Origin of the sequence: Streptomyces sp. R-07, assembly GCF_049913175.1 — a bacterium.
Lineage (GTDB): Bacteria > Actinomycetota > Actinomycetes > Streptomycetales > Streptomycetaceae > Streptomyces.
The window spans coordinates 5,223,368-5,238,417 of record NZ_CP183978.1 but is presented as its reverse complement, the minus strand read 5'-3'; the positions used below and the strand labels follow the sequence as shown (position 1 = coordinate 5,238,417).

Below are 15,050 nucleotides of genomic sequence, written 5' to 3'. Positions count from 1 at the left end.
GGAGGATCAACTCAGACGAAGGGAGAAGCCTGTGCGCTTCGAAATCCTGCGACTCGACGACATCGACGGCACGCCCGTCGACCGGACCGTCGTGGACGCCGCCTCCGTCAACCGGATCGTGCAGCAGGCCGCCGCTGTCGGCCAGCGCATCTGGATCCGCCCCGCCGAGACCTCGGCCTCGTAACAGGTCAGGTCCACACCACGCACCGCGCCCCCGCACGGACTTCGCAAGAGCGGAATCCGTACGGGGGCGCAGTGGTGTCCGGGGGCTCCCCCGGGGGCCTGCTCAGGCGTTCTGGATCACCTGGGTGACGCCGTTGATGATCTGCTGCACCGCGATGGCGGAGAGCATCATGCCGGCGAGCCGGGTCACCAGGACGACGCCGCCGTCCTTGATGACGCGGATGATCAGCAGCGAATAGCGCATGGTCAGCCAGAGCACGACGTGCATGGCGGCGATGGCGGTCCAGACGGAGACCTGCGAGGCCACGCTGTCGGCGTTCTGCACGGCGAGGATGACCGAGACGATCGCGCCGGGCCCGGCGAGCAGCGGCATGCCGAGCGGGACGAGGGCGACGTTGACGTCCTTGGTCTGCTTGGGCTCGTCGGTCTTGCCGGTGAGCAGGTCGAGCGCGATGAGCAGCAGCAGGAGACCGCCCGCGATCATCAGCGCGGGGACGGAGACGTGCAGGTAGTCCAGGATCTGCTGGCCCAGGAGCCCGAAGACCGTGATGACGCCGAAGGCGACGGTGACGGCCTGCCAGGCCATCCGGCGCTGCACCTTGGCCGGGCGGCCGGAGGTGAGGGCGAGGAAGATCGGGGTGATCCCGGGGGGATCCATGATCACGAAGAGGGTGAGGAACAGCGAGCCGAAGACGGCGACGTCGAACACGGTGGGGTGCCTTGCGGGAGAGGTGGAACGGTGGGGTGTGCCCCTGCGGTGCGGAATGCAGGATTCCGGCGACAGGGCAGGAAAGGGCGCCATCCCCGCACGGCACGGAGCCGGACGGGGGCGGAGCGGAAGGAGGGGAGCCCTCGACAAGGGGTCGGGCGGACAGGCCGCGCGCCGGCGAACCGGGCGCGACACGGCGAGGCACGGCACGGAGCCGCGCGGGACGCGGTCCGAGCCGGTCGACCGGGGCCGGTGACCCAGGGACTAGGCGGCGGGTCCCCCCGCGCCCGGGACCGGGAAGGCGCCCGACGCACGGCGGGTGATCTCGCCGTAGATCTCGGGGTCGGTGGTGTACTCGCCGAGGCGGCAGGTCTTGCGGCTGCCGTGGTAGTCGCTGGAGCCGGTGGTCAGCAGACCGAGCTCCTGCGCGAGTCCGCGCAGCCGTGCGCGCGTCGCCTCGTCGTGGTCCATGTGGTCGACCTCGATGCCGTCGAGTCCGGCATCGGCGAGCCGGGCTATCGAGGCCTCGGACAGCACCTGGCCGCGCTTGACGGCGAGCGGGTGCGCGAAGACGGTGACGCCGCCGGCCGCCTTGACGAGGCGGATCGCGTCGACCGGGTCCAGCTCGTGCTTCTCGACGTACGCCCGGCCGCCGTCGGCGAGCCACTCGGACGTGAACGCGCCGGACACGTCCGGTACGACCCCGAGCTCGACGAGCGCCTCGGCGACGTGCGGGCGGCCCACGGAGCCGTCGCCGGCGATCCGGGCGACCTGCTCCCAGGTGACGGGGACGCCGAGCTCCTGGAGCTTGGCGACCATGCCCCGGGCGCGCGGCACCCGGTCGTCCCGGACGAGTTCGCGCTCGGCGAGGAGCGCCGGTTCCGCCGGGTCGAAGAGGTACGCGAGCATGTGCAGCCCGATGCCGTCCATCCGGCAGGACAGCTCGGCACCGGTGACGAGGGTCAGCCCCTCGGGCAGGGCCGCGATCGCCTCGGTGTGGCCGCGGGTGGTGTCGTGGTCCGTGAGCGCGACGACGTCGAGACCGGCCGCGGCCGCGTTCCTGACGAGCTCGGCCGGGGAGTCCGTACCGTCGGAGGCCGTGGAGTGGGTGTGCAGATCGATGCGCACGACGCGGTACTCCAGGGACTCGGCACGGACGAGGGACGCTCCAGCATAACGGGCGAATCGAACACGCCCGTACGGAACGTGACCGACCGCACCGCGCCGCGCATCCCCCGGGGGGTGTCTCGTCGACCAGGCCGCGAGCCCGGCCCGATCGGCAGGACGCCCCTAGCCGAGCAGCCTCGGAGTGAGGGCGCCGCAGGGCAGCAGGTCGACCTCGGCCCCGGCGTCGCGCAGGTCCGTCAGCACCAGCTCGTCGTACATCAGGAGTCCGGACTGCTCGGGCCAGACGATCGCCCACAGCCACAGGCCGCGCGCCTCGCCCGCGAAGACCGCGCGGTCCTGCGGGGCGCCGGTGACGTGCCAGAGCGGGGTGGGCCGCCCGGCGGCGAGCACCTTCGCCTGGGGTGGCTTGTCGATGGCCATGCCGGAGCCGGGATCGAGGCCGTCGATGCCGGCGTACCGGGCACCGAGCCCGACGCCGAGCTCCTCGGCGACCAGGAGCAGCTCGCCGATCCCGCCGAGCGGGCCGGGGCCCGAACAGGCGACGGCCGTGGCGCGTCCGCCGCTGCGGTCGTCCCCGGCGTACGCGACGCCGGTGAAGAGCCAGCCGACGGGCAGGGGCCACGGCATCCACACCGGAACGTGGGACCTGTGCACCACGACCCCGAGGCCCTCGACGCTGGGCGGGATCACGGGCTGGAGCGGGTGCACCGAGCCGTGCACGTCACACTGCCAGGAGTCGGCGAAGAGACCGGGCGCCCTGACCCGGCCACCGCACTTCGGACAACTGGGTTCGCCCCTCATAGGGCTCAACGGTCCTAGCTCTTCCGCCCCGCGTCAAGGACGACCACGAACGATCACCCGTCCGGCCCGAGCCGTTCACCCTCGGTGGGCATTCGCCCCGATGAGGACAGTTTCGAGCATCGGGTCGATGCTCGGGCGCATGCGGCGCGGGTGATGTGGAACCCGGATCACCGGAGCCCGCCCGGTGAAGGACGCGCTCGGCCGGCAGGTCGCCTCCGCATCCGGACCCGCGAACCGGCACCCGATCCGCACCCCGGCCCGGAGGTCGGCGTCGACCCTGGGCATCGCCGTGCCACTCGCCCTCTCTGACGGGACCTCACATCACCACGGCCCGTGGCTGACGGCAAAGAGCAGGCCACGCCGTACGGCAAGCCCTCAGTCCAGGTTCACGGACCTGCGCAGGGGATCGCGCAGGTCCGTCCCCTGTGCCAGCCACCGCTCCTCCAGGGCCTGCGCTCCGTGGACCCGCTTCCACGCGGCCTCGTTCGAGGTCATCGGCAGCAGCGGCAGGAAGCGGACCGGGTCCATCGGCTCGTCCAGCTCCAGGTCCTCCACCAGACCGCCCGACTCGGCGACGAGCACCGAGCTGAACGAGGCGCCGGGCCAGAGCGGGTCGCCGACGTCGAGCGAGGCGCCCGGGGCCACGACCACGCCCTCGACCTGCGGGGTGGCGGCGAGGACCGCGAGCGGGCGCAGCACCTTGTCCGTGTCGGCGAGCCCGCCCCGTACCGTGAGGACGAGCTCCGCGCGCGGGCCCTTCACCGGGTCGGCGAGCGCGGAGGTCGGATCCGCCATCGGCTGCGCGGACATCCCGAGGGTCGCGTACCGCACGAGGTCGCCGTCGACGAAGCGCAGCACCTCGATCCGGTCCGTGCCGAGGAAGGTCACCGCGGCCCGCGCGTCCGGTTCGCCGAGCGCCGTCCGCAGCCGTGCCTCGACGAGTGCAAGAACTTCTCCCATGGGGGGAGCATAGATCGCGTATGGAACGGGCAAAGGAAGGGATTGACCCTCTGTCGGCTGATAGTGTTGGCCACTGGTCGGGATTCCCGACTGCTCGTCACACGTCATCCCCGACAGGGGACCGGCCGGAGGAGGTGGGACTGCGATGGACCGAAGTCGATCGGGCAGTACCAGCCGCTCTTCCGCCGCTCCGCACCCCAGCCCGGTGCGCTCCTCCCGGTGACGTCCGGGTCCGGCACGGACCCGCCTCTCCGGCATCTCGCTCGACGGAAGAGCATCTTTCGCCTTTTCCCTGTCTGTAGCGACCGCCGTCACCGCGACCCTTCGGTGCCGCCCGCTTTGTGGACGACGTACCTCCCCGTCCCCATTCCGGGCTGTGCCACGCTCGCCGACGGCCGATCCGTGAAGGAGCACGCCCATGTCGATGATCCGTGACCTCACCGCCGCCGTCCGCCCCAGCCTGCGGCACACCCTGCGCAAGACCCCCACCACGTACACCTCGTACGACCCCACCCGCGACCACTCGGCCTCCAGCGCCGTGGTCGACTGCGCCGTCTACCGCGACGGGCGCCGGATCGACGACCGCGAGTGCCTCACGCCGCGCGGCGCGATGCGCCAGGTGCGGGAGAGCGGCGGCTTCGCCTGGATCGGTCTCCACGAGCCCACCGAGGCCGAATTCGCCGGTATCGCCGCCGAGTTCGGGCTGCACCCGCTCGCCGTCGAGGACGCCGTCCACGCCCACCAGCGCCCCAAGCTGGAGCGGTACGACGACACCCTCTTCACCGTCTTCAAGACCATCCACTACGTCGAGCACGCCGAACTCACCGCGACCAGCGAGGTCGTCGAGACCGGCGAGGTCATGTGCTTCACCGGCCCCGACTTCGTCATCACCGTCCGGCACGGCGGACAGGGCTCCCTGCGCAACCTGCGGCACCGCCTCCAGGGCGAGCCGGAGCTGCTCGCCAAGGGCCCCTCGGCCGTCCTGCACGCCATCGCCGACCACGTCGTCGACGGCTACATCGCGGTCGCCGACGCCGTCGAGCTGGACATCGACCAGCTGGAGATCGACGTCTTCTCGCCGGCCGCGAAGGGCTCCACGCGCGGCACGGACACCGGCCGGATCTACCAGCTCAAGCGCGAGGTACTGGAGTTCAAGCGGGCCGTCACGCCGCTGCTCCGCCCGATGCAGCTGCTCTCCGAGCGGCCGATGCGGCTCGTCGACCCCGACATCCAGAAGTACTTCCGGGACGTCGCCGACCACCTCGCCCGCGTCCAGGAGCAGGTCGTCGGCTTCGACGAGCTCCTCAACTCCATCCTCCAGGCCAACCTGGCGCAGGCGACCGTCGCGCAGAACGAGGACATGCGCAAGATCACCTCGTGGGCCGCGATCGTCGCCGTCCCCACGGCGGTCTGCGGGGTGTACGGCATGAACTTCGACCACATGCCCGAGCTGCACTGGAAGTACGGCTACCCGATGGTGCTCACCGGCATCATCGCGGTCTGCTTCACCATCCACCGCACGCTCAAGCGCAACGGCTGGCTGTAGAGCCCTGCCGATAGGCTTCGGGGCATGACAGAAGAGCTGTTCGGGTCCGCCCTCGTCGAGGAGGCCACCAAGAAGTCCGGCCTCGTGTGGGTGCGCGGCACGGGACCCGCCCGCGCGCTCTGGCACGTCTGGCACGACGGAGCCGCGCACGTCGTCGGCGACGGCCCCGGCGAGCAGCCGCTGCCGGGCCTGGTCGACGGCGGTACGGCCGAGGTGACCGTCCGCAGCAAGGACAAGGGCGGCCGGCTCGTCGCCTGGACCGCCGCGGTTCGTGAACTCGCCCCCGGTACGGAGGAGTGGGACGCGGCGGTCGCCGAGCTGAAGGGCAAGCGGCTCAACGCCCCCGACGGCGAGGCCATGCCCGGGCGCTGGGCGCGCGAATGCCGGGTGGTGCGGCTCGACCCCCGGTCCTCGACCACGGAGCTGCCGGACGGCTCCCTGGCCGCCGTACCGCTGCCGACGGCGGCGAACACCCGCCGGCCGATCCCGGCGGGGCTGCCGAAGCTGCTGTTCCGCAAGAAGCGGCGCCAGTGATCTGAGTCAGAGATTCGTCGGCAGTGGGCGGCGACTTCGTCGAGGATCTCCGACTCAGGACACTAGGTGCGGGGCAGCTGCTTGCCGTAGTCGAGGGTCTCCTCCTTCGACGGCGCCTGGAGCGGGAAGTCCTTGTCCCACTCGGAGAGCACCACGACGCCCGCTCCCCCGCCCCGCGCGAACTGCACGGGGTACGGCTCGCCGTCCAGGGACACGTCGAGCGTGCCGCCCTCGCCGTCGGCGCCGCCCTTGACCTTGATCGTGCGGACCCCGCCGATCTGGCTCCGGTCGCCCTTGACCTTCTCGCCGTGCAGGCCGATCAGCCCGTCGAGGAGCGGCCCCATGTCGGTGAAGCCGCGCAGCTGCTTGTACGAGGGGTCGCCCTGCGGGACCTTCACGTACTTGTCGTCGAGCGTGTCGGCGGCCTCGGAGTCCGCCTCCGACGGCGTGTCGTCCTCCTTGCCGTCGTGGGCCCAGAACCCCGCGTCGGCCTTCAGGTAGAGCGCGTCGCCGACCCGCAGCAGCTCGAAGGTGCTGTTCTTCGTCGTCACCGAGCCGGTGGCGCCGTCCTGCTTGAGGCGCATGTTCAGCTTGAAGGTGCCGCCCTTGCTGACCAGGGTCCCGGACAGCCGTACCGCCTTCGCGGCGTCCGCCGCGGTCTGCGCCTTGTGCTCGATCTCGGGCGGGGAGAGTCTCCCCACCCCGTTCGTCCCCTCGTCCGGGTCGGCGGCGCAGGCCGTGAGTCCCACCGTCAGTCCGGCGCAGAGCGCCAGGGGCGTGACCGCCCTGCGGATACGCGATGACGGGGTACGAACGGTCATCTGCGCTGCCTCTCGTGTCGTGGGGGGGGCGACGGGCACGGCCCGTACGGGTGCCGGGGGGACGGCCGCGTTCCGGCCGGGCGGAAGGGCCGGGTCCGGTGCCGGGGCCGATGGGGGGGAACGGCAGACCGCAGCGTACCCGGGACAGGTGACGGGCCCCGCAGGCAGCCGTACGGAGTCACTGCCGGGGCGGGGCGGAACGGCACGGGCTAGCCTGAACCCGGCAAAGCTCTGCAATCCCCGGCAAAGCTCTGCGACGACTCGAATCGTGCGGCACCGAGGAGGCGCGTGGCATGGCGGCAGGCGCCCCCCGTATCTTCGTCTCCCACCTCGCCGGAGTCCCCGTCTTCGACCCCGTCGGCGACCAGGTCGGCCGCGTCAGCGACCTGGTGGCCATGCTCCGCGTCGGCCGCAGGCCGCCACGGCTGCTCGGCATGGTCGTGGAGGTGCTGAGCCGCCGCCGGGTCTTCGTCCCCATGACCCGCATCACGGGCGTCGCCTCCGGCCAGGTCATCACCACCGGCGTCGTCAACATGCGGCGCTTCGAGCGGCGCCCCACCGAACGGCTCGTCCTCGGCGAGCTCCTCGACCGGCGCGTCCGGCTCGTCGACAGCGGCGAGGAGGTCACCGTCCTCGACGTCGCCATCCAGCAGCTGCCCGCCCGCCGCGACTGGGAGATCGACAAGGTCTTCGTCCGCAAGGGGAAGGGCGGGGTGCTGAGCCGCAAGGGCGAGACGCTGACCGTCGAGTGGTCCGCCGTCACCGGCTTCTCCCTGGAGGAGCACGGGCAGGGCGCCGAGAGCCTGCTCGCCACCTTCGAGAAGCTGCGCCCCGCCGACCTCGCCAACGCCCTGCACCACCTCTCCCCCAAGCGGCGCGCCGAGGTCGCCGCCGCCCTCGACGACGACCGGCTCGCCGACGTCCTCGAAGAGCTGCCGGAGGACGACCAGGTCGAGATCCTCGGCAAGCTGAAGGAGGAGCGCGCCGCCGACGTCCTGGAGGCGATGGACCCGGACGACGCCGCCGACCTGCTGTCCGAGCTGCCCGAGGAGGACCAGGAGCGGCTGCTCACCCTGATGCAGCCGGACGACGCGGCCGATGTGCGCCGGCTCCTGGCGTACGAGGAGCGCACGGCGGGCGGCCTGATGACGACCGAGCCGATCGTGCTGCGCCCGGACGCCACGGTCGCGGACGCGCTGGCCCGGGTCCGCCAGCAGGACCTGTCCCCGGCGCTCGCCGCGCAGGTGTACGTGTGCCGGCCGCCGGACGAGACGCCGACCGGCAAGTACCTGGGCACGGTGCACTTCCAGCGGCTGCTGCGCGACCCGCCGTTCACGCTGGTCAGCTCGCTCGTGGACAGCGATCTGCCGCCGCTCGGCCCGGACACCCCGCTGCCCGCCGTGACCAGCTATCTCGCCGCGTACAACATGGTCGCCGCGCCCGTGGTCGACGAGAGCGGCTCGCTGCTCGGCGCGGTCACCGTCGACGACGTGCTCGACCACCTGCTGCCGGACGACTGGCGGGAGACCGAGTTCCACGAGGAGGGGGCCGGGCATGGCGGCTGAGCGCACGCAGGACCGGGAGCGCGAGCGGGAGCGGTCCGTGCCCCGCATCCGGCTCGACCTGCCGCGCGAACGGCGGTCCCGGCTGCTGCCGGAGTACGACCCCGAGGCCTTCGGGCGGCTCTCGGAGCGGATCGCCCGCTTCCTGGGGACGGGCAGGTTCCTGGTCTGGATGACCCTGACGGTGATCGTCTGGATCGGGTGGAACATCTTCGCGCCGTCACCGCTGAGGTTCGACGAGTACCCCTTCATCTTCCTGACGCTCGCCCTGTCCCTGCAGGCCTCGTACGCGGCGCCGCTGATCCTGCTCGCCCAGAACCGCCAGGACGACCGGGACCGGGTCAATCTCGAGCAGGACCGGAAGCAGAACGAGCGGTCGATCGCGGACACCGAGTACCTGACCCGGGAGATCGCGGCGCTGCGGATGGGCCTCGGCGAGGTCGCGACCCGCGACTGGATCCGCTCGGAGCTGCAGGACCTGATCAAGGAGCTGGAGGAGCGCCGGGATCTATTCCCGTCGGGCGAGGACCGGGGAAGTGATGTACCCGACCGTTGACAGCCCTTTCATGGGCCCGTGGTCGGCGCCGTACCATCGTCGGTATGGCTACGGAAGACGCGGTGCTCGAAGCGCTGGCGACGGTGAACGACCCTGAGATCAACAAGCCGATCACTGAGCTCGGCATGGTCAAGTCGGTGGAGATCGAACCGGACGGCAGGGTCGCCGTCACGGTCTACCTGACGGTCTCCGGCTGCCCGATGCGCGAGACCATCACGCAGCGCGTGACCGAGGCCGTCTCCCGGGTCGAGGGCGTCACCGGCGTCGACGTCTCGCTGGACGTGATGAGCGACGAGCAGCGAAAGGAGCTGGCGGCGGCGCTGCGCGGCACGAGCGCCGAGCGCGAGGTGCCCTTCGCCAAGCCCGGCTCGCTGACCCGCGTGTACGCGGTGGCGTCCGGCAAGGGAGGCGTCGGCAAGTCCTCCGTGACCGTGAACCTGGCCGCGGCGATGGCTGCCGACGGCCTGAAGGTCGGTGTCGTCGACGCCGACATCTACGGGCACAGCGTGCCGCGGATGCTGGGCGTGGACGGCCGTCCGACCCAGGTCGAGAACATGATCATGCCGCCGTCCGCGAACGGCGTGAAGGTCATCTCCATCGGCATGTTCACCCCGGGCAACGCGCCGGTCGTGTGGCGCGGCCCGATGCTGCACCGCGCGCTCCAGCAGTTCCTCGCGGACGTGTACTGGGGCGACCTGGACGTCCTCCTGCTCGACCTGCCCCCGGGCACCGGCGACATCGCGATCTCCGTCGCGCAGCTCGTGCCGAACGCGGAGATCCTTGTCGTCACCACCCCGCAGCAGGCGGCGGCCGAGGTCGCCGAGCGGGCCGGCTCCATCGCCGTCCAGACCCACCAGAAGATCGTCGGCGTCGTCGAGAACATGGCGGGCCTGCCCTGCCCGCACTGCGACGAGATGGTCGACGTGTTCGGCACGGGCGGCGGCCAGAAGGTCGCGGACGGCCTGACGCAGACCACGGGCACGTCGGTCCCGGTCCTCGGCTCGATCCCGATCGACGTACGGCTCCGCGAGGGCGGCGACGACGGCAGGCCGGTCGTCCTGTCCGACCCCGACTCCCCCGCCGGCGCGGCCCTCCGCGCGATCGCCGGCAAGCTCGGCGGCCGCCAGCGAGGCCTGTCGGGCATGAGCCTGGGCATCACCCCCAGGAACAAGTTCTGAGCCAGGGGTGTGGCCCCCGTTCCGCCCGGGGCGGAACGGGGGGGCACACCCCGGCCACGGCCCGCAAGGGCCGCGTGAGCAGGAAGGGGCACCCCGATCCGGGGTGCCCCTTCCTGCTTACGCGCCGTCAGGCGTACGCGCCCAGGTCCTTCACCCTCGCGAACCCCAGACCGTACGCACTCATGCCCCGCCCGTACGCCCCGATGTGAACGTCCCCGGCAGAGCCGGCCAGCACCCAGCCGAACTCGGTCTCCCGGTAGTGGAACGCCACCGGCACCCCGTCCACCGGCAGCGACAGGGCCGACCAGTCCGGCCCGTCGAGGTCGTCGGCGAGCTCGAAGGCCGTCTCGGTCTGCTGGTCGAGCCAGTGGTCCCGCAGCGCGTGGTCGAGCGAGGCCGGCCAGGTGTGGGCGAGGAGCCCGGAGCCGGCCAGCCAGGCGGCGGAGGAGACGGTGGTGGCGTCGAGGACGCCCGTGCCGTCTCCGGTGCGGCGCACGGGGTTCGCCGCGACCGTCACGACGACCGCGAAGCGCTCCTTCTCCGCGCTGCCGGCCTCGGACTTTATCGAGGGCTCGTCACCGTGCCCCACCGAGCCGTGCTGGACAGTGCCGTCCGCCGCCGTGCCGATCTGCATCAGCCGGCGCGGGCCGGTGAAGGCCTCGTCGAGCCCGTACCAGGCGAAGGGTGCGCGCAGAAAGCCATCGGCTTCCACCCGACTCGTCGTCTTCATCTCGGCCGCCTCCTCGTTCCGTCAACAGAGGGAGGATAGCCACCAGGAAGGAGTGGGTCGGTGACAGGCCGTCGTCAGGTGGCGTCGGAGTCGTACGGAGGACGCTCGTCGGTGTCCGGCTTGTCCTGCTTCTTCAGCAGGTCCGGGGAGCCGTTGACGGAGGATCCGCTGCCGGAGCCGTTGACCGCGGCGGGCGCGGTCTCGCGGCCGTGGACGGCGTCGGCGACCTCGTTCATCTCCTTCTTGAGGTCGAACGTGCCGCGCAGCTCCTTGAGCTCCTTGAGGTCCTCGTTGCTCTCCAGCTGCTTGCGGAGGAACGTCTTGGGGTTGAGGTCCTCGAACTCGAAGTCCTTGAACTCCGGGCCAAGCTCGCTGCGGATGTCCTGCTTCGCGCTGTCCGAGAACTCGCGGACCTTACGGATGAAGCGCGAGACGTCCTGGATCACCTTCGGGAGCTTGTCGGGCCCGAAGACGAGCACGGCGAGGACGACGAGCGTCACCAGCTCGAGTGCGCCTATGTCGCTGAACACCTAGTAGCTCCTTCACGCCGGTCCAGGGCCCGGTCCACGGTACCCGCCCAAACTGTCGGACGGGTACCTTGCGGCGTCCGCCACATGGCCCTCAGGTGCCCTGCGAGGATCCGAGGGTCAACGTCTTTGTCAGCTCTTTGCCGTTCCGGGTCAGAGTGAGTTCCAGCCTGTCGCCGGGGCGGTGGGAGCGGATCTTCACGATGAGCTCCTCGCCGCTGTGGACGCGCTGGCCGTCGACCTTGGTGATGACGTCCCCGGGCCGGAGCCCCGCCTTGGCGGCCGGGCCGCCGGCGGTGATGGAGGCGGAGCCGTCCTTGCCCTTCTCGCCGACGCGGGCGCCGTCGCCCTGGAACTGCATGTCGAGGCTCACACCGATGACGGGGTGGGTGGCCTTGCCGGTGTTGATGAGCTCCTCGGCGACGCGCTTGCCCTGGTTGATCGGTATGGCGAAGCCGAGACCGATGGAGCCGGGCTGGCTCGCGCTGCCGCCCTCGCCCTCGCCGGAGCCGCCGCCGGCGGCGCGGATGGCGCTGTTGATGCCGATGACCTGGGCCTTGGAGTCGAGCAGCGGGCCGCCGGAGTTGCCGGGGTTGATGGGGGCGTCGGTCTGGAGGGCGTCGACGTAGCTGATGTCGCTGCCGTCGCCCTTCTCGCCGCCGGCGGTGATCGGGCGCTCCTTGGCGCTGATGATCCCGGAGGTGACGGTGTTGGAGAGGTCGAAGGGGGCGCCGATGGCGACGACGGGGTCGCCGACGCGGACGTTGTCGGAGTTGCCGAGCGGCAGCGCCTTGAGGCCGGAGACGCCGGTGACCTGGACGACGGCAAGGTCGTAGCCGGTGTCCTTGCCGATGAGCTTGGCGCGGGCCGTCTCGCCGCTGGAGAAGGTCACCGAGATGTCCTCGGAGGTCGCGGCCCCGTCGACGACGTGGTTGTTGGTGAGGATGTGGCCCTTGGTGTCCAGGACGAATCCGGTGCCGGTGCCGGAGGATCCGTTGCCCTTGACGTGCAGGGTGACCACGCCGGGCAGGGCGCTCGCGGCGATGCCGGCGACGCTGTCGGGGGCGCGGCCGGTGTCCCCGGCCTCGGCCTGCGGCAGCTCGACGGTGGTGAGCCCGCCGTTCCGTTCGACGTAGGCGCCGATCCCGCCGCCGATGACGCCGGTGACCAGGGCGAGGGCGAGCGCGCCCGCGAGCGCGAGCCCCTTGCGGGACTTCTTCGCGGGCAGCGGCGCGACTCCGGTCCCGGCGGCGCCCCAGGGGTCGTACTGCACCCAGGGCGCACCCCCGGCCTGGGGGTGAGGCTGCGGGTGCGGGTGCGCCGGAGGCTGGGGATGCGGCTGGGGCTGGGCGTGCGGGTGAGCCTGCGGCTGCGGCTGGGCGTGTGCCTGCGGCGGTACGGCGGCGGGCGGGCGCTGCACGGGCGGTGCGGGGGCCCACGGCCCGGGCTCGCCGTAGGGCGGCGTCCGGTACTCGTCGGGCGCGTGCAGGGGCTGCTGCGCCTGCGGCTCGGGGGGCCCCGACGGGCGCGGGGGCCTCCACGGGGGCCGCCTCCGCCACGGGTACGGCGACGGGTTCGGCCGACGGCTCGGGCGCGGGCCCGGACTTCGTCAGCTCGACGGCCGGCACGGGCGCGGGCGCGACCGGCTCGGACTCCACGCCCTGCCCCGGCTCCGCCGTCCGCCCGGGCTCCACAACCTGTCCGGGCTCCACGCCCTGGCCCGGCTCCGTCGTCCGCACCGGCTCCGCGACCTGCACCGGCTCCGCCGCCTGAGGCTCCGTCGTCCGAGGCTCCGTCACCTCGGGTTCGGGTGAGGTCCGGAGGGCGGGTGCCGGCGCCGGGTCCGTCAGGTCGGCCGGCTCCTGCCCCGGGGAGGGCCGGGGCGCGGGCAGGGGGAAGTCACCGTCGCCCTCGTCGGCCAGCGGCGGCGTGGGTATCCGCGCCGCCTCCGGTGTGCTCGAAGGCCGGCTCCACCAGTTCGGCTTCCCGTTGTTCATGCTCTCCCCGCAACCGCTGACCCGTCCGCGCCCCTGGGTCGGGCGCCCCTGTCCCTGGATTCAACCAGGTCGCGGGTCAGCGGTGGGAGCCGAGCGGTCCGGTCGACGGGCTCGCCATCGGGCTGGGCCCGGGGGCGAAGGCCAGCTGGAGGGCCGGACCCGTCGGCCGTATGAAGGGCGAGAGGGCGAGCAGCGACTGCGGGGCCGGGTTCCGCAGCCGGACGGCGGCCAACGGCGCGAGAGTGGAACGCACCTCGTCCATGGGGACCGCGCCCGACGGGACCGTGCCCTGGCCGGCGGCCACGACCGGGCCGTGCGGGACGGCGCCCGGGGTGACCGCGGCGAGCGGTTCGGCGGCGTCGACGGACCGGGAGCCCGACCGCTCGCCGGAGCGCGTGCCGCGTCCCGTCGCCGTGCCGGTGCCGCCGCCGGTCGAGGTGGCGCGCAGCGGGGTGACGGCGCTGCCGGTGCCCTGGCCGCCGCGTGCGCTCGCGCTCACCGAGGCCTCCAGGGGCAGGGTGCCGCCGAGGGCGATCGCCGCGAACGAGACGGCGCTGGCCGCCGCGAAGGCGAAGCGCCGGCCGCGCCCGGAGGTCCCGGTGGTGCGGTAGCCGACCTCGTGGATGCGGAAGCCCGTTCCGGGGGGGCCGGGGTGCGGGGTGACCACGGCGGCGGTGGCGAAGCCGTCGGACTTCACTCCGCGCGCGCCGAGGAGCTCTTCGAGGGGGCCGCGCGGTCCGCCGGGACCTCCCGGCTCGCCGGGTCCCCCGGGGAGGCCCTGCAGCCGGGCGAGGAAGCCCTCCGAGGGCGGTGGAGGAGCCGCCGAGGCGAAGACGCTCTTCAGCGTGCGCTGGGCATCGGCCTCGGCCTTGCAGCGGGCGCAGGTCGCGAGGTGGGCGAGGACCCGCTCGCGGGCGTCGTGGCCGAGTTCGCCGTCGACGAGCGCGGCCAGCCGGTCCCCGAGGTGGTGTTCCGCGGGGGTCGGTGACGTGGGACGTGTGCCGCTCACGCTGTCCCTGCCTCCCATCCGACGGAGGCGAGCGCACGCTCCGCCCGGGCCTCGGGCGAGCGGTGCTTGAGTGCCTTGCGCAGGTGGGAGCGGCCGCGGTGGATGCGGCTGCGGACGGTGCCGAGCTTCACCCCGAGGGTCGCGGCGATCTCCTCGTACGACAGTCCCTCGATGTCACAGAGGACGACCGCCGCGCGGAACTCGGGCGCGAGGGTGTCGAGGGCCTGCTGCACGTCGGCGTCGAAGTGCGTGTCGTTGAACGCCTGCTGCGGCGAGGGCTCACGGCTGGGGAGCCTCTCGGCCGCGTCGTCCGCGAGCGCGTCGAACCGGATGCGCTGCTTGCGGCGGACCATGTCGAGGAAGAGGTTGGTGGTGATGCGGTGCAGCCACCCCTCGAAGGTGCCCGGGGTGTACGTCGACAGCGAGCGGAAGACGCGGACGAAGACCTCCTGGGTGAGGTCCTCGGCGTCGTGCTGGTTGCCCGTCAGGCGGTAGGCGAGGCGGTAGACCCGGCCACTGTGCGTGCTGACGATCTCCTCCCAGGTGGGAGGGGTCCACGCCTGCGATTCCGCATCCGATGCGAAGGTCGCGGTGGTGGGAGCGGAGTCGGTGGTGCGGAAACGGTCAGCGGTGTCGGTCACGGATTTCGGCTCACCCGCCGACCTGAGAAGACGCCGAAGCACTCCTCCCCGATCCACAGGCGCAGCCGCACCTCCCCTGTCGGCTCTGGTGGTGTCCAGCGGAGCCCCTACCATAGCCACCTCGCCCGTTAGCTCCGGATAAGAATCTTTACGCGAATTTGGGGCCGG

Annotated in this window: 16 protein-coding genes; 6 read left to right on the top strand and 10 right to left on the bottom strand. The window is 72.3% G+C overall.

What is annotated here, in order from left to right; all coding sequences use genetic code 11:
- The first annotated feature begins 31 nt into the window (after positions 1-31).
- Positions 32-184 (top strand): hypothetical protein, encoded by a 153-nt coding sequence (locus ACN9M0_RS24130; protein WP_188270037.1) that lies wholly within the window; start codon positions 32-34, stop codon positions 182-184.
- Positions 185-286: 102 nt separating this feature from the next.
- Here the strand turns inward: ACN9M0_RS24130 and ACN9M0_RS24125 are convergent, their stop codons facing one another.
- The 4 genes from ACN9M0_RS24125 to ACN9M0_RS24110 all read right to left on the bottom strand — a co-directional run bounded on the left by ACN9M0_RS24125 (position 287) and on the right by ACN9M0_RS24110 (position 3,781).
- Positions 287-892 carry a MarC family protein gene (locus ACN9M0_RS24125; RefSeq protein ID WP_366036357.1) on the bottom strand — a complete coding sequence of 202 codons (606 nt, stop codon included), beginning with the start codon at positions 890-892 and terminating at the stop codon, positions 287-289.
- A gap of 264 nt (positions 893-1,156) precedes the next feature.
- Positions 1,157-2,020 carry a PHP domain-containing protein gene (locus ACN9M0_RS24120; protein WP_366036356.1) on the bottom strand — a complete coding sequence of 288 codons (864 nt, stop codon included), beginning with the start codon at positions 2,018-2,020 and terminating at the stop codon, positions 1,157-1,159.
- Between the two features lie 162 nt (positions 2,021-2,182).
- The gene (locus tag ACN9M0_RS24115; RefSeq protein WP_041131110.1) at positions 2,183-2,821 is read right to left on the bottom strand and encodes a DUF6758 family protein; all 639 of its coding nucleotides are present in this window, start codon (positions 2,819-2,821) and stop codon (positions 2,183-2,185) included.
- A 375-nt stretch (positions 2,822-3,196) separates the two neighbouring features.
- On the bottom strand, positions 3,197-3,781 hold the full coding sequence (locus ACN9M0_RS24110) for a suppressor of fused domain protein (protein WP_366036355.1): 585 nt from the start codon (positions 3,779-3,781) through the stop codon (positions 3,197-3,199).
- 418 nt (positions 3,782-4,199) lie between these two features.
- Here ACN9M0_RS24110 and ACN9M0_RS24105 point away from each other — a divergent pair, with 418 nt between their 5' ends.
- Both ACN9M0_RS24105 and ACN9M0_RS24100 read left to right on the top strand, forming a co-directional pair.
- A complete protein-coding gene (locus ACN9M0_RS24105) occupies positions 4,200-5,327 on the top strand; it encodes a magnesium and cobalt transport protein CorA (protein ID WP_366036354.1) in 1,128 nt (375 codons plus the stop codon).
- 24 nt (positions 5,328-5,351) lie between these two features.
- The gene (locus ACN9M0_RS24100) at positions 5,352-5,861 is read left to right on the top strand and encodes a hypothetical protein (protein WP_366036353.1); all 510 of its coding nucleotides are present in this window, start codon (positions 5,352-5,354) and stop codon (positions 5,859-5,861) included.
- A gap of 62 nt (positions 5,862-5,923) precedes the next feature.
- Here the strand turns inward: ACN9M0_RS24100 and ACN9M0_RS24095 are convergent, their stop codons facing one another.
- Positions 5,924-6,682, bottom strand: a complete 759-nt coding sequence (locus tag ACN9M0_RS24095; protein ID WP_366036352.1) for a hypothetical protein — start codon at positions 6,680-6,682, stop codon at positions 5,924-5,926.
- Positions 6,683-6,975: 293 nt separating this feature from the next.
- Between ACN9M0_RS24095 and ACN9M0_RS24090 the strand changes: the two genes are divergently transcribed.
- Genes ACN9M0_RS24090 through ACN9M0_RS24080 form a run of 3 tightly spaced genes read left to right on the top strand, consistent with a single transcriptional unit; the run spans position 6,976 to position 9,978 of the window.
- Positions 6,976-8,247, top strand: a complete 1,272-nt coding sequence (locus ACN9M0_RS24090) for a magnesium transporter MgtE N-terminal domain-containing protein (RefSeq protein WP_366036351.1) — start codon at positions 6,976-6,978, stop codon at positions 8,245-8,247.
- The gene (locus ACN9M0_RS24085; protein WP_366036350.1) at positions 8,237-8,800 is read left to right on the top strand and encodes a DUF1003 domain-containing protein; all 564 of its coding nucleotides are present in this window, start codon (positions 8,237-8,239) and stop codon (positions 8,798-8,800) included. Before ACN9M0_RS24090 ends, ACN9M0_RS24085 begins: the two co-directional genes overlap by 11 nt.
- 44 nt (positions 8,801-8,844) lie before the next feature.
- Positions 8,845-9,978, top strand: a complete 1,134-nt coding sequence (locus ACN9M0_RS24080) for an Mrp/NBP35 family ATP-binding protein (protein WP_399701073.1) — start codon at positions 8,845-8,847, stop codon at positions 9,976-9,978.
- Between the two features lie 127 nt (positions 9,979-10,105).
- Here the strand turns inward: ACN9M0_RS24080 and ACN9M0_RS24075 are convergent, their stop codons facing one another.
- The 5 genes from ACN9M0_RS24075 to sigE all read right to left on the bottom strand — a co-directional run bounded on the left by ACN9M0_RS24075 (position 10,106) and on the right by sigE (position 14,996).
- A complete protein-coding gene (locus ACN9M0_RS24075) occupies positions 10,106-10,708 on the bottom strand; it encodes a hypothetical protein (RefSeq protein WP_366036348.1) in 603 nt (200 codons plus the stop codon).
- A 74-nt stretch (positions 10,709-10,782) separates the two neighbouring features.
- Positions 10,783-11,238 carry a sec-independent translocase gene (locus tag ACN9M0_RS24070; protein ID WP_366036347.1) on the bottom strand — a complete coding sequence of 152 codons (456 nt, stop codon included), beginning with the start codon at positions 11,236-11,238 and terminating at the stop codon, positions 10,783-10,785.
- 91 nt (positions 11,239-11,329) lie between these two features.
- On the bottom strand, positions 11,330-12,508 hold the full coding sequence (locus ACN9M0_RS24065) for a S1C family serine protease (RefSeq protein WP_426404179.1): 1,179 nt from the start codon (positions 12,506-12,508) through the stop codon (positions 11,330-11,332).
- Between the two features lie 800 nt (positions 12,509-13,308).
- On the bottom strand, positions 13,309-14,241 hold the full coding sequence (locus ACN9M0_RS24060) for an anti-sigma factor family protein (RefSeq protein ID WP_366036345.1): 933 nt from the start codon (positions 14,239-14,241) through the stop codon (positions 13,309-13,311).
- Positions 14,238-14,996 carry an RNA polymerase sigma factor SigE gene (gene sigE, locus ACN9M0_RS24055; protein WP_078908486.1) on the bottom strand — a complete coding sequence of 253 codons (759 nt, stop codon included), beginning with the start codon at positions 14,994-14,996 and terminating at the stop codon, positions 14,238-14,240. The genes ACN9M0_RS24060 and sigE overlap by 4 nt, the downstream gene beginning before the upstream one ends.
- Positions 14,997-15,050 lie beyond the last annotated feature (54 nt).